At 66.3% G+C, this 13,866-nt stretch carries 11 protein-coding genes and 1 pseudogene; all 12 read right to left on the bottom strand.

What is annotated here, in order from left to right:
- Nucleotides 1–16: 16 nt before the first annotated feature.
- The 12 genes and pseudogenes from ACFVJ3_RS21580 to ACFVJ3_RS21525 all read right to left on the bottom strand — a co-directional run bounded on the left by ACFVJ3_RS21580 (nucleotide 17) and on the right by ACFVJ3_RS21525 (nucleotide 13,574).
- Nucleotides 17–1,945: a 2-oxoacid:acceptor oxidoreductase subunit alpha gene (locus ACFVJ3_RS21580; protein ID WP_378453958.1), complete on the bottom strand. Its 1,929-nt coding sequence runs from the start codon at nucleotides 1,943–1,945 to the stop codon at nucleotides 17–19.
- 3 nt (nucleotides 1,946–1,948) lie between these two features.
- The gene (locus ACFVJ3_RS21575; protein ID WP_378453957.1) at nucleotides 1,949–2,893 is read right to left on the bottom strand and encodes an alpha/beta fold hydrolase; all 945 of its coding nucleotides are present in this window, start codon (nucleotides 2,891–2,893) and stop codon (nucleotides 1,949–1,951) included.
- Nucleotides 2,894–3,032: 139 nt separating this feature from the next.
- Nucleotides 3,033–4,238: a thiolase family protein gene (locus ACFVJ3_RS21570; RefSeq protein WP_378453956.1), complete on the bottom strand. Its 1,206-nt coding sequence runs from the start codon at nucleotides 4,236–4,238 to the stop codon at nucleotides 3,033–3,035.
- 32 nt (nucleotides 4,239–4,270) lie between these two features.
- Entirely contained in the window at nucleotides 4,271–5,737 is a 1,467-nt protein-coding gene (locus ACFVJ3_RS21565; RefSeq protein ID WP_378454006.1) for an aldehyde dehydrogenase, read from the bottom strand.
- Nucleotides 5,738–5,792: 55 nt separating this feature from the next.
- Nucleotides 5,793–6,575, bottom strand: a complete 783-nt coding sequence (locus ACFVJ3_RS21560; protein ID WP_378454005.1) for an enoyl-CoA hydratase/isomerase family protein — start codon at nucleotides 6,573–6,575, stop codon at nucleotides 5,793–5,795.
- A gap of 99 nt (nucleotides 6,576–6,674) precedes the next feature.
- A pseudogene (locus tag ACFVJ3_RS21555) lies at nucleotides 6,675–8,192 on the bottom strand (AMP-binding protein); the annotation flags it as partial.
- An 11-nt stretch (nucleotides 8,193–8,203) separates the two neighbouring features.
- Nucleotides 8,204–9,745, bottom strand: a complete 1,542-nt coding sequence (locus ACFVJ3_RS21550) for a class I adenylate-forming enzyme family protein (RefSeq protein WP_378453955.1) — start codon at nucleotides 9,743–9,745, stop codon at nucleotides 8,204–8,206.
- Between the two features lie 59 nt (nucleotides 9,746–9,804).
- A complete protein-coding gene (locus ACFVJ3_RS21545; protein WP_378453954.1) occupies nucleotides 9,805–10,326 on the bottom strand; it encodes an aromatic-ring-hydroxylating dioxygenase subunit beta in 522 nt (173 codons plus the stop codon).
- Nucleotides 10,327–10,328: 2 nt separating this feature from the next.
- A complete protein-coding gene (locus ACFVJ3_RS21540; protein WP_378453953.1) occupies nucleotides 10,329–11,624 on the bottom strand; it encodes a Rieske 2Fe-2S domain-containing protein in 1,296 nt (431 codons plus the stop codon).
- A complete protein-coding gene (locus ACFVJ3_RS21535) occupies nucleotides 11,621–12,133 on the bottom strand; it encodes a Zn-ribbon domain-containing OB-fold protein (protein ID WP_378453952.1) in 513 nt (170 codons plus the stop codon). The genes ACFVJ3_RS21540 and ACFVJ3_RS21535 overlap by 4 nt, the downstream gene beginning before the upstream one ends.
- The gene (locus ACFVJ3_RS21530; protein ID WP_378453951.1) at nucleotides 12,130–13,278 is read right to left on the bottom strand and encodes a thiolase family protein; all 1,149 of its coding nucleotides are present in this window, start codon (nucleotides 13,276–13,278) and stop codon (nucleotides 12,130–12,132) included. The genes ACFVJ3_RS21535 and ACFVJ3_RS21530 overlap by 4 nt, the downstream gene beginning before the upstream one ends.
- Entirely contained in the window at nucleotides 13,275–13,574 is a 300-nt protein-coding gene (locus tag ACFVJ3_RS21525) for a hypothetical protein (RefSeq protein ID WP_378453950.1), read from the bottom strand. Before ACFVJ3_RS21525 ends, ACFVJ3_RS21530 begins: the two co-directional genes overlap by 4 nt.
- Between the last annotated feature and the right edge of the window lie 292 nt (nucleotides 13,575–13,866).

The following is a 13,866-nucleotide window of genomic DNA, read 5'->3' as shown; positions in this document are numbered from 1 at the left end:
ACTGTGGGTCGCGGCGCTAGCGTGTGACGACGGCAGCGAGGGCGGCCGGGGTCTTGGCGGATTCGGAGCCGGCGAGCGTGCCGCCGAACTCTTCGAGGAATGCCTCGTGCAACTCGTCGGCCCGGAACGCCATGCCCGACACCTTGGTGACGGGCTGGATGTCGGCATCGAACCGAGCACTGAGCAGCATCGACAGTTGGCCCAGGTTCATTTCGGGCACCAGCACGCGCCGGTATCCGGTCAACACGTCGCCGAGATTCGCCGGCATCGGATTCAGGTGCCGCAGGTGCGCACGAGCGATCTTGTTGCCACCACGGCGCATTCGCCGGACAGCTTCACCGATCGGGCCATAGGACGAACCCCAGCCGATCACCAGCACGTCGGCGTCACCGTCGGGATCGTCCACGATCAGATCGGGAACCTCGATGCCGGCGATCTTCGCGGCCCGAATCCGGGTCATCAGTTCGTGGTTGACGTCGGTGTACGAGATGTCGCCGCTGCCGTTCTCCTTCTCGAGTCCACCGATCCGGTGCTCGAAACCTGCGCTACCGGGTACAGCCCAGTCGCGGGCGAGCGTCTGCGGGTCACGGGCGTAGGGCAGGTAGCCGCCCTCGGCACCACCTCCCTGCCCGGCGGCGGCGAACGCCGGGTCGATCGGGGGTAGCGCGCCGACGTCCGGGATACTCCACGGTTCCGAGCCGTTCGCGATGGCACCGTCGGACAGCACGAGAACGGGAGTGCGGTAGGTGACGGCGATGCGCGCGGCCTCGAGGGCGGCATCGAAGCAGTCGGCGGGCGACTGCGGCGCGATCACCGCGACCGGGGATTCCCCGTTGCGGCCGTACAGGGCCTGCAGCAGGTCGGACTGTTCGGTCTTCGTCGGCAGCCCGGTCGAGGGCCCACCTCGCTGCACGTCGACGATGACCAACGGCAGTTCCGTCATCACGCCCAGCCCGATCGCCTCGGACTTGAGGGCGAGTCCGGGACCCGACGTGCTCGTCACACCCAGGGCACCGCCGTAGGACGCGCCGAGCGCCGCTCCGATTCCGGAGATCTCGTCCTCTGCCTGGAAGGTGACGACGCCGAAGTGCTTGTGCTTGCTGAGCTCGTGCAGAATGTCCGAGGCAGGCGTAATCGGGTAGGTGCCGAGGAAGACGTCCATCCCGGACGTCCGGCCCGCCGCCAGCAACCCGTAGGCCAGGGCGGTGTTGCCCGTGACCTGCCGGTACGTTCCCGCGGGCAGGGTCGCCGGCGCCACCTCGAAGCTCGTGGCGAACGACTCTGTCGTCTCGCCGTAGTTCCACCCTGCACGCAGGGCCAGGACGTTGGCCTTCGCGATGTCCGGTTTCTTTACGAACTTGCTGCCCAGGAACTCCTCGATGGCGGCGAGAGGCCGGCCGTACATCCAGGACAGCACCCCGAGTGCGAACATGTTCTTCGACCGCTCGGCGTCCTTCTTGCCCAGCCCGACAGATTCCACCGCACCCAGTGTGATTGTGGCCATGGCGATCTCGTGGACCTGGTAGTCCTCGAACTCGGCGGTCTCGAGAGGGTTGCCGTCGTACCCGACCTTCGACAGATTCCGCTTGGTGAACTCGTCGCTGTTCACGATCAGCGTGCCGCCGCGAGGCAGATCGCCGATGTTCGCCTTCAGTGCGGCCGGGTTCATCGCGACGAGGACATCCGGGCGGTCACCCGCCGTGAGAATGTCGTACTCGGCGATCTGGATCTGGAAGCTCGACACGCCGGGCAGCGTTCCCTGTGGCGCCCGGATCTCGGCGGGAAAGTTCGGCTGCGCCGCGAGGTCGTTGCCGAAAGCGGCTGCCTCCGCGGTAAATTGATCACCGGCCAACTGCATGCCGTCGCCGGAGTCACCGGCGATACGGATGACGACCTGTTCGAGTTTGGTGACCGGTCCGGTCGCCGCCTGAGTGGTGGATTCCATCTGCTACTGACTTCCCTTCGACGACTCCTGGGCGTGAGCCCGAATCGCCTGGTCGAGGTACCCGAGCAAGCTCGCGGTGAAGATGTCGTTGTCGTCGCCCGCCACCATGTGGCCGGCATCTCTGACGTCGACGACCTGAGCGTGCGGTATCAGTTCGCGCATCTCGGCGACGCCCTCGTCGGATACGACGTCGGATTCCTTGCCGCGTACCAGCAGGACCGGACAGGTGATGTTGCGTGCCGCCCGGCGCGAACGTTCGTAGATGACTGCGCTGACCGGCGTATCAGGATGCGTACTCGCATCGTCGTTGAACATCACACGGGGATCCCAGTGCCAGTGCCATCGACCGTCGCGCAGCCTGAGATTCTTCTTCAGGCCTTCGAGGTTGCCGGAGTGGCGGCGGCGTGGGTTATATGCGGAGATCACCTCGGAGGCTTCCTCGAGGGAGGCGAAGCCGTCGGGGGCGCTCGTCATGAACTGCCGGACGCGCTGCCCGCCCGCGACCTCGACACGCACTGCAATGTCGACGAGCACGAGTGCCTGCGCGAGCTCGGGATCCTCACCGATCGCGATCAACGACACCTTGCCGCCGAGAGAGGCGCCGACCAGAGCGACCGGAAGGTCACCGTGCTCATTTCTGACATGATGGACAATCAAACGGACGTCTTCGGTCATGATCGACATACCGTAGTTACCGGACTCGTCCCACTCACTGTCACCGTGGCCGCGGAGGTCGACCGCGTACGCGGTCCAGCCGGCCGCCGCCAGGCGTTCACCGGTTCGGCGCCACGAGTGCCTGGTCTGTCCGCCGCCGTGCAGCAGGAGGACGACACCAGCGGGTTCGTTGCTGGTGCCGAACCTTTTCCACCGGTCTGCCGAGAGCTGAAGTCCGGCCCCCTGAATGCTCAGCGTTTCCGGAACGTCCATAGGCTCTACATCGAGCTCCATCCGAACCGCCTTTCCTTGTGGGCTGCGCCGCACTTGGGGCCACACCGGGAGTTTTGTCTCGGCGGCCCGGGCGAGGATTCGAGGTACCCACCCGCCCGGGCTGCCGTTCCCTCACTTTATCTGACAGTTGTGTTCATTTCTAGTCTTTCGAGGCCGGAACTTCGATCACCACTGCGCCGGCCTGACCGCCACCGGCACACATCGCCGCGACGCCGAAACCGCCACCCCGTCGACGCAGCTCGTTCATGAGCGTGACGACCATCCGGGCGCCCGAGGCGGCCACCGGGTGACCCAGGCTGCATCCGCTACCGGCGGTGTTCACTATCGATTCGTCGATCCCGAGCTTTTTGCACGCCGCAACGGGAACCGACGCGAACGCCTCGTTGATCTCCCACAGGCCCACGTCGGCGATCGAGATTCCGGCCCGGTCCAGCACCTTGGGGATCACGTCCAGCACCGCAAGTCCGGTGCGCGCCGGGTCCACTGCCGTCGCCGCCCAGGACTTGACGATGGCGAGGGGTGTCAGTCCGGCCTCGGCCACGAGGTCGCTGCCGACGATCGCCACCGCAGCGGCGGCATCGTTGATGCCGCTGGCGTTACCCGCGGTGATGGAGAAGTCCTCGATCTCGGGGTGGAGAACCTTCAGCCTCGCCAGCTTCTCCGCGGTAGAACCGCGGCGCGGATGCTCGTCGGTGGAGAATTCGATCACCGAGCCGTCCGACTGCAGCACCTGCACCGGGACGATCTCGTCCGCGAATGCACCGGAATCGATTGCAGCGAAAGCGCGTTCGTGTGATCTGAGAGCCCACGCATCCATTTCCTCGCGCGTGATGCCGGCCTCACGTGCCGTGTTCCACCCCACCGTGATGGACATGTCCATGTTGGGTGCCTCGGCGGAGTCCGGGTGTGTCGGCGGCATCCACTTGTCGGTGAACTCGTCGACGGTCCCGGGAGTGCGGAACTTCTGCAGCGGGCCGGTGGAGGTCGACTGGGCGCCACCCGCGATGACCGCGCGCTCCGCTCCCGCGATCACGGAAGCGGCGGCGTTGCCGATCGCGGTGAGGCTGCCTGCGCAGTGCCGGTTGACGGCCTGTCCGGGCACCTGGAGCATCCCGGCGACCACCGCCGCGTGGCGGGCGATGTCACCGCCGCCGTAGTTGGACTCGGCGAGGATGATGTCGTCGATCTGCGAAACCTCGAGCCCGGAGCGCTTCTGCACTTCTTCGAGTACGACACGGGCGAGTTCCATGGCGGTGGTGTCGCGCAGAGTGCCCTTGAACGCCGTACCGATGGGCGTACGGGCACCGGCGACGATGACGGCTTCGATCTTTCCTGATTCTGACACTGTCCAGTCCTTCGATAGTGGGATGCGCGGGGTCAGCCGAGCGTGAAGGGGTCACGGGTGTCGCCGGTCAGCTCGACCCACACCGCCTTGGTTTCGGTGAAGTCCTTGACGGCGTCGATACCGTTCTCGCGGCCGATGCCGCTGGCCCCCATGCCGCCGAAGGGCACGCTCGGGGAGACGGCACGATACGCGTTGATCCAGATCGTGCCGGCACGCAGCTTGCCTGCCACCCGATGCGCCCGGTGAACGTCCTTGGTCCACACCGAACCCGCGAGACCGAACTCCGTGCCGTTCGCAGCCGCGACTGCCTCGTCCTCGTCGGTGAACGTGGAGACGACCAGGACGGGTCCGAACACTTCCTCGGCCACAGCGCGCATGTCCGGTGTGACATCGGTCAGGACGGTGGGCTTGACGAAGTAGCCGCCGAGTTCCTCCACTGCTTCTGCACCGTAGGCAATGGTCGCTCCCTGCTCGCGCGCCGACTCGAAGTGCGACAGCACCTTCCGGAACTGCGGCTCGTTGGAGACCGGCCCCATCTCGGTGGCCGGATCCCGGGGGTCCCCGAGGACGATCGTCGATGCCCGGGCGACGATCTTCGACACCAGTTCCTCGGCGACACTCTCGTGCACGAGCAGGCGCGACCCGGCGAGGCAGGTCTGTCCCGTCGCGGCGAAGATCCCCGAGATCACCCCGTTGGCAGCGGCGTCGAGGTCGGCGTCGGGGAACACGACCTGAGCCGACTTGCCGCCGAGCTCGAGCGTGAACCGGGTCATGTTCTCCAGGGCGGCCTGACCGACTTTGATGCCCGTACCGGTGGAACCGGTGAAGGCCACCTTGTCGACCCCGGGATGCGACGCGAGAGCGGCGCCCGTCTCGGGACCCCATCCGGTGACCACGTTGATGACCCCGGGCGGGAAGCCCGCTTCCTCGAACAGCCGCGCGAAGGCGAGCGTCGACGCGGGTGTGTGGTCACTCGGCTTGACGACGAACGTGCACCCCGCCGCCAGTCCCGCGGCAAGCTTCCAGGTGAGCAGCAGCAGGGGCGAGTTCCACGGGGTGATCGCCCCGACGACACCGACCGGCTCGTGTTTCGTGTACACGAGGTAGTTGGGCTTGTCCGTCGGAATGACACCACCCTCGAGCTTGTCGGCCATGCCGGCGTAATAGTAGTAGTACTCGGGCAGACCCTTCATCTGTCCGGCCATCTCCCGCAACAGCTTTCCGCCGTCGCGGACCTCGAGTTCGGCGAGGTTGTCCGCCTCACGGGCAATGACGTCGCCGAGCTTCCAGATGAGCTTGCCGCGGGCCGTCGCGGTCATCCGGCCCCACGGACCGTTCAGTGCCTCCCTCGCGGCACGAACCGCACGGTCGACGTCGGACGCGCCACCGTCGGGGACCGTGGCCCAGGGCCTTCCGGTGAACGGGTCGAGACTGTCGTACGTCTTGCCCGATTCGGCTTCCACCTCGGCGCCGCCGATCAGCAGCGGAAACCGGATCACTTGTTCTGTAACGACGCTGCTGCTCACAGCACACTCCTTGTTCGGTGGGGCAGGTTCAGCGGAATCGCGGCTTGCGCTTGTTGGTGCGGGAGTCGACGTCGTCCCTGCCGTTGTTTCCGATCTGGGTGTAGGACAGTCCGTTGCGCAGTGCCATCGACGGCATCATGTCGAGGGATTCCCAGATGGCGCGAACGGTTCCTTGGATGGCCTCGGGGCGCCGTCCCGCGATCTCGGTCGCGAGTTCGTGGGCGCGATCCCACAACTGCCCGGGTGCGGTCACCTCGGTGACGATTCCGGCCCGCAGTGCGGTATGCGCCGTGATGCGTTCGTCGCTGCCGAGCAGCGCCCACCGCATGACCTCCCCGAACGGGATTCCGCGCGCCAGCATGCCGATCGGCTCGAGGGCGGAGACCCTGCCGCCGTTAGCATGTGGGTCGAAGAAGGTCGCGTCCTCCGAGCAGATCACGATGTCGGACTCGTTGACGAAATACATCGCGCCGCCGGCGGCCATGCCGTTCACCGCGCAGACGACCGGCTTCCACACCTTGTGCTGCCGGGGGCCCAGCAGCACTCCGGGGTCTTCCTGGTTCCACTGGTTCAGGTGGGTCCACCAGGGTGCGGCACTGACATCGACTCCGGTGCAGAAGGCCCGCTCCCCTTTCGCGCGCACCACGGCGACATGGATGTCGTCGTCGTCCCGCACCCGTGCCCACACCGCGGCCACCTCCCGGGTCATGGCCTCGTTGAAGCAGTTCAATTGGTCCGGGCGGTTCAGGGTGATGATGGCGATATGGTTCGCGACCTCGAATTCGATGGTGTCGAATACGGTTTCGAGCATGTTCGGCTCCACTCGTGTATGTCCCGAAGGCGTCGGTTGCGTGCTGTCTTCGGAGGCAAACAGCTTCCGTAGTTCGGGTTTGACGATCTTTCCCATCGCGTTGCGTGGCAGCACGTCGAGCACCTCGACCTGCTCCGGGTACTTACGGATGTTCAGACCGACCGCGTGCAGGAAGTCCCGCAGGTCCTCCAGTGTCGGCGGTTGGCCGGGATTCGCCGGTACCACCACGGCACAGACCCGTTCGCCGCTGTTCGGGTCCGGTATCCCGATCACCGCGACGTCCGCGACGGCCGGATGGCCGACGACGGCTTCCTCGACTTCACGCGCCGAGATGTTCTCCATCTTCCGGACGATGATGTCCTTGATGCGGCCGGTGACCGCCAGACAACCGTCGGCGTCCACATAGCCCAGGTCGCCGGTGCGGAAGAATCCGTTGCGGTCGAGCGTTCCCTCGTCAAGTGCGCTGTCCACGTAGCCTTTGAACAGCTGCGGTCCGCGCACCCGGATTTCCCCGATCTCACCGGGCGCCGCGTCGGTTTCGTCGGTGCGAACGATCCGGACCGCACCCCCACCCGCGGGGAAGCCTTCGAAGACCGCGTGCTGCTCGTCCGTGTCGTCCGGGGTACCCCAGGTGATGTAGGGGCATTCGGTCATTCCGTAGCCCGAGATGACGCCGACCCCGCCGAGGGCGGTCTTCGCCGCGGCGTGCTGCGCACGGGGTCGCGGTGATCCACCCGCGAGGGTGGCCCGGGCGTGGGGAAACAGCGGCACCGCACCCCGTTCACGGGAGAGGCGAAGGTACTCGTTGGTGAACGGAAGACCGGAACCCACCAGGGTGACGTTCTGCTCGATCAGAAGATTCGTCGTCTCCTCGGGGACGAAGGTCGCGCTCACGATGAGGGCGTGTCCGACGATCACCGCGTGCAGCAGGTGCGCGATGCCCCCGATGTGGGCGACCGGTGCCAGTGCGGCGCAGCGATCCTCCGGACGGGCCCGGACGTTGGTGACGAAAGTCGCCGCTGCCGCGAGGAGTCCGCCGTCGGTGTGCTTGACGCCCTTGGGAGCTGCGGTGGTACCGGAGGTGAAGAAGATCCACGACACGTCGTCCGGGCCCGCGGGATGCGCCGGTGGTGGTAGGACCGCCGGGTCGCCGAGTTCCCAGTCCCCGTCGACGACGAGTACCTCCAGGCCGCGGGCACTTCCGGCCGCGACCCGCGCCGCCATGTCCGCGTAGTCGTATCCGCGGAACATCCGGGGCACGATCAGGAGGCGCGAACCGACCTGCTCGCTGATGAACGCGATCTCCGGGTCACGCAACATCGTGACGAGTGGGTTCTGCACCGCGCCGAGCCGGGACAGGGCCATGGCCAGAGCCATGGTCTCGACCGTGTTCGGCAGTTGCCAGGACACCACGTCACCGGCTCGAATCCCTCTCGTGTAGAGCGTCGCCGCGATTCCTTCCGCCAACCGCCGGAATGCGTCGAAGGAGAAGGAACGCCGCGTTTCGTCGACCGCGAACTCGGCGGACGGGGTGATGGCGGCTCTCGCCGCCAGCGTCTCCCAGATCGATTCCACCTGTACTCGGCTCGCGTCGACCACGCTCTGGGCGCTGACCATGCCCGTCCTCCCTACTCCGCCGAGACCCGGAGGTCGTCGGCGATGACGCGCTTGAGGATCTTGCCTGCGGGGCCGAGGGGGAAGTCGCCGCGGTAGACGAAGCGCCTGGGCTGCTTGTACCCGGCCAGCTCCGCCCGGCACAACGCCGTCAGCTCGGCCGTGAGGGCGTCCTCGTCCACGTCACCGCGCGGGACGATCACCGCGACCGGTGTCTCGCCCCACTCCGGATCGGGAATTCCCACCACGGCCACCATCTCGACCTGTGTGTGGTGCCCGATGACCCGCTCGATCTCCGCCGGGTACACGTTGAATCCGCCCGAGATGATCATGTCGGTCTTGCGCCCGGTGATGTGCAGGTATCGCTCCTCGTCGAGGTAACCGAGATCGCCGGACCAGAGACCGGTGGAGCGGAACGCCTCGGCCGTCTGCTCCGGGCGGTTCCAGTACCCGACCGCGTTCGCTTCGCTCTCGATCACGATCTCGCCGATCTCACCTGCAGGGAGTTCGTTGCCGTCGGCGTCCACGATGCGGATGGAACACATCGGTGTCTCCTGACCACACGAGGTGAGGATCGAGGTCTTGCCCGCCACCATGTCCCGGTGGTCCTGGGGCGTCAGGATCGTCGCCTGCCCACCGCATTCGGTCAGCCCGTATCGCTGCTGCATGTCGCAGCCGAGCATGTCCATAGCCTTCTTCGCCAACCCCGGAGGGACGGGCGCCGAACCGTAGCTGATTCGGCGCAGGCTGGACATGTCCCGTGCCGGTCCCTCCTCCAGGATCCGCAGGGTCCGCTGAAGCATCGTGGGGATGAAGGTGGTGAACGTGACTCCACTGCGCTCGATCTCGTCGATGACGGCCTGAGGGTCGAACCGACGGTGGATCACCATGGTCTGACCCAGATAGGTCCAGGACAGGGTGCGCACCATCCCGCCTGCGGTGAAGAAGGGGGTGGTGGCGAGGAAGACGTCCGAACGATCGCCTTCGGTGACGAGAGTGGTGTCCACGACCTGGGCGAGCATCCCGCGGTGCGTGTTCACAACCCCTTTCGAGCGTCCTGTCGTTCCGCTCGTGTAGAGAATGAACTGGATGTCGTCCGGAGTGAGATCCGCCGGAGTCGGCTCGGTGGATCGCGCACCGCGCAATGCCGTCTCGTAGTCGGCACCGACGACGCTGCCCCCGATCTCGAGAACCGGGGCCAGATCGTTCAGTTCCGCGCCGAACCGCTCCACCTGGTCCGTGTGGACGATCGCGCCGCGAGCCCCCGAGTCGTCGCGGACGTGCGCGAGTTCGTCGGGAGCAAGGCGGATGTTCACCGGAACCGCGACGAGTCCGGACTTGGCGAGGGCGTAGGTGATCTCCGGCCATTCGATGCAGTTGCGGGCGATGACGAGGACCCGGTCACCCTTCGCCAGACCCTGGTCGAGGAGATGGTTCGCCAACCGCCGGGCCCGTTCGTCGACCGTCGTCCACGTATGGGTTCGATCGCCCTCGACGACGGCGGGCTTGTTCGGGTATCGCCGTGCGTTGTTCCGTGGGATGTCGCCTACTAGCACTGTTCCTCGCAAATTTGATTCTGGAAGGCGGCGCCTTCGATGGTGGGGTGCGTTTTCGGTCAGATGAGGAAAGCGAGTGTGTCCACGGGGCCGCCCGCGCTGATGAGGTGGACCGTCTTCCCGGCCAGCTTCAGTCCGCCGGGTGTGCGGCGGACACGGTGGATCACCCGGCCGGCCCAGACCCGCTGGGAGTAGCGGTACTCGAAGAGCGCGAAGTTAGATCCCACGGTCACGGTGTCCTCGTCGGTGTCCAGCACCTCGGAGTTGCTGAGCAGTCGGCGCATCACCGACGGCGGGGTCTGCGAATGCCGGTTTCCGGTATTGAGCTGAGCCACCCGGCTCTTGATGCGACGCCGGTTGTCGTAGATGTACGACAACCGGGTCTTCGGGTCGTCGTCGGGATGCATGGGGACCCAGTACAGCGCGTCGTTGTCCCACAGGAGCTCCCACTCGGAGTACCGGGCCTCGTCCGCGAGGCGCGCCTCGAGGTTGAGGAAGGCCACGATGTCGGCGTCGGGCGCGGGCAGCGGGAGGGGTGCACTCTGCAGGGCGGGGGCCGCCGAATTCTCCACGGTGGTCATGCTCAGATCTCCTGTCCGACGACGCTCGCCCACTGGCGGTAGAAACCGCGTTGCGGGGTCTCGGCGCTTTTGTCGCTGTTGACGATTCCGGTTTCGTCCTGCGCATCGGTCTCCAGACCGCGGGACAGTCTCAGCCACTCGGGGTCCCGGGCGGCGAGGCCTGCCTGATTGCGCATTCCGATCTCACCGTCGTCGGCGATCAGGAATCCGGCCGGGCCCATCGCGCCCTCCGAGCGGCGCAGCATCCGCTCGTTCATGCGGTCCTGCCCGGGGAACAGCGCTGCCGTGGTGTAGGCCACCGTCTCGTCGGGACCGATCGGTTCGACGTACATGATGTTCATTTCGGCGAGGAACAGGTTGGGCCAGATCAGGGTGTGCGGCGGGCCCACCACGAGTGAGTCGTGCGTCTTCTCGGGACCGTGTGCCGCCTCCAGCGCCGCGACGTACTCGGGCAGCTTCTCGCGGGGTGTGCGTCCGTACCAGACGAATTCCTCGTCCAACTTGCGGTACTCCGCCGAGTAGTCGATCTCCGAGTGCCCGCCGCCCATGTCGCGGACCACGACATCGACCTTCGACGGAATGTGCGACACCTTGGCGGGCCGGATGGCGTCGTAGACCGATGCGTGGGTGAACAGCGCGTGATAGCCATCGACGTTGTTCTCCACCACCATCTTCCAGTTCGCGTGGTGGAGGTGCTTCATCCAGTTCGACCGGAGGTCGATGGTGCCCGTCGGTGACAGGTTGAGCAGTCGGTCGATCGCTTTCGTCGCGTTGCCGAGATGTTCCTGCAGTGAGATACCGTCGGCAGTGAGGGACGCGAAGAGGAAGCCGCCGTAACTGTCCACGCGCGGGGCCTCGGCCATGCCCAGTTCCGAGCGCACCTTTTGGAAGGCCTCGCCGTAGCCGTTCCGCATCGGAACAGCGGTGAGCGATCCGTCGTTGCTGAAAGTCCAGCCGTGGTACGGGCATCGGAAGGAGTTGGCGTTGCCCATCTCCGCGTTGCACAGCTTGTTGGCGCGGTGCGAACAGCGGTTGAGCAGGACCCGGATCGTGCCGTCCTTGCCGTGGACCACGACCACCGGGTCGTGGCCGATACGGCGGGTGAGGTAGTCGCCCGGCTCGCTGACCTCGCTCTCGTGCGCTACGTAGACCCACCCTTTCCGGAAGATGGTGTCCATCTCGCGTTGGAAGATCTCGGGCGAGGTATAGACCGAACCGTGCACGCGATCGTTCTGCACGATGCGCGCGACGTCGAAGTCGTCGGGCGCCGTGGTCGGCGTCGATTCCATGGTGGTCATGAGTGGGCCTCCGTCTCGATTGGGGCTGTGGTCCGGGCGGTCGGCTCAGCCGAACTTGTTGTTTCACTTGATGTCTCGGTGTTGCACGCAGCGGGAATCCATACGTTGCCCAGTCGCCGGAAGTCGACCTCGACGGCGTCGCCGACACGGGGCGGGTGAGCCGTCGGGTGGAGCGTGGTCATGATCAACCGGTGCCCCGCGGACAGCTCGACGTCGAGGATCGCGTAGGGCTCGGCCGTCCGCACCAGTCCCGGCTCGAAGCGGTGCATCGTCGTGGCGGAATGTACGACTCCGGTCGGTTCGACCACTCTCCAGTCGCTGTCGCTCGACCCGCAACCGTCACAGACGTACTGCTCGAGGCCGAGGGGTATTCCGCAGCGGGTGCAGAAGGGCAGGGCGAGTTCGCCGCGGGCGCTCGCCTCGTAGAGGGGTGCGAGAGAGTCGGCAGCCACATCCGGCTCGAGACCGGGGTGGAGCAGCCAGTCGGTGTCATACGTCGTCGTGGTCATGCCGCTCTCTCCAGGATCATGGCGGCGTGGTGATCGACCCGGCCACCGATTCCACCGACGAGGGCGGTGCGAGCGCCGGGCACCTGGCGCTCACCTCCCTCGCCGCGCAGTTGGATCATCGCCTCCGCGAGGGGCGTCATGCCCTGAAGGTAGAAGCCGGACAGCTGACCGCCGCCGGTGTTGGTAGGAAGTGCGCCACCCCGGCTCGTTCCGCCGCCTCGTACGAACTCGCCCGCCGGCGTTCCGCCGGTGAGCCCGTACTCCCCCAGAAGGAGGAGTGTGACGACCGAGAACGGGTCGTAGAGCTGCGCGACGTCCAGGTCCGTCCGGGACATTCCCGCCTGACCGAGCGCGTCGTCCACTGCACGCGCGCCCCCGCCGAACCACGACTCTCCCCCGGCCCGGCGATGCCGGACCGGGTGGTCCCGCCCCGTCCCGCGGACGGTGAGCCGGATGTCGTTGCCGATCCCGGTGTCACCGGTGACGACCACCGCTACGGCACCGTTCACAGGCCGTGCGCAGTCGAGGCGGCGCAGTGGATCGGCGATCATCGGGCTGGCCAGGTACCCCTCGTCGTCCAGCGGCTTCGTGACCACGGCGTCGGGATTTCCCAAGGCCCAGCTGCGGGTGGTCGTGGCGACGGCACACAGGTCGGCGGCCGTGCCCCCGGTGAGGTGCATCCATCTCTGGGTGAGCAATGCGTAGGTGGGCACCGACCCCAGCAGTCCCGAAGCCCGCTCGAGACCCCGCGTCCCGGTGTTGCCCCCGCTGTGGGCGTACGTCGATCCCGCCCCCTTGCCTTCTACCAGCGGGGCGTCGGCGAAGACGCAGACGACGGTCCCGGCCGCGCCGGCGTCGATGGCAGCCTGTGCTCGCTGGATCATCGCGATCGTGGTGGCGCCTTTGATCTCGATGTGTTCGAGAAGTCGAAGGTCCGAGAATCCGCCCTGTGCCGCGAACGTCACCCCGAGGCGGTCGGGCCGTACACCCTGTGAGGACCCGACGAGAAGTCCGTCGACGTCCGCGTGTGTGATTCCGGCGTCGGCCAGAGCAGCCCGGGTCGCCTGGCAGGCGAGTTGCAGTGGGGTGTCACCAGGCCTCAGCGACATCGTGGTCATGCCGAGACCGACCAGGTCGACCGTCACGACACGTCCCTGGTGAGGGGGCGAACCGTCCCCACCGGACCCAGTGAGCGGTCGCGGTGCTCGTCGCGGTAGTTGCCGACGCGCATCCATTCCTCACGGTCCTCGGGGGTCGCGAGACACAGGCTCGCGAGTTCGAGCGGCGAGAGGAAGATGTGATCTCCTGTCTCGGCGTCCTCGACCAGCAATCTGGGACCGTTACCGCTCGTGTCCAGCGACACGCGGACCACGGCGAACTCGTTGGCCAGCTGTGCCAGCTCCCGTCGCTCGACTGCGCGGGTCTCCTCATGTACCGACATTGCCCTCAGCTCTTCTCGTGACCCGCCCGCGACGGACATCGCAGGCGGTCCGGTGTGCACTTCGCGTCCAGGGAGGCTTGCCCAATCGACTGAACACCCCTCATAGTCATATCGTATGTGGGTGTCAGAAACAATGCCCGGAAATCGAGGTCTGCGATCCAGGATCTTCAGGATTTCCCAGTTCAACCCTATTGAATTCCACAAACCTAAACGTGCACACTGTGCATACTAGGATCAAAATAAGACACAACCGTCAGATCGATGTCCGGCCGCGGCGCCGCCGTCGAATCCA

The organism is Rhodococcus sp. NPDC127593 (assembly GCF_042671975.1).
Lineage (GTDB): Bacteria > Actinomycetota > Actinomycetes > Mycobacteriales > Mycobacteriaceae > Rhodococcus_F.
Note: the sequence above shows the minus strand (reverse complement) of the source record. Positions and strands in the feature narration are given on the sequence as shown.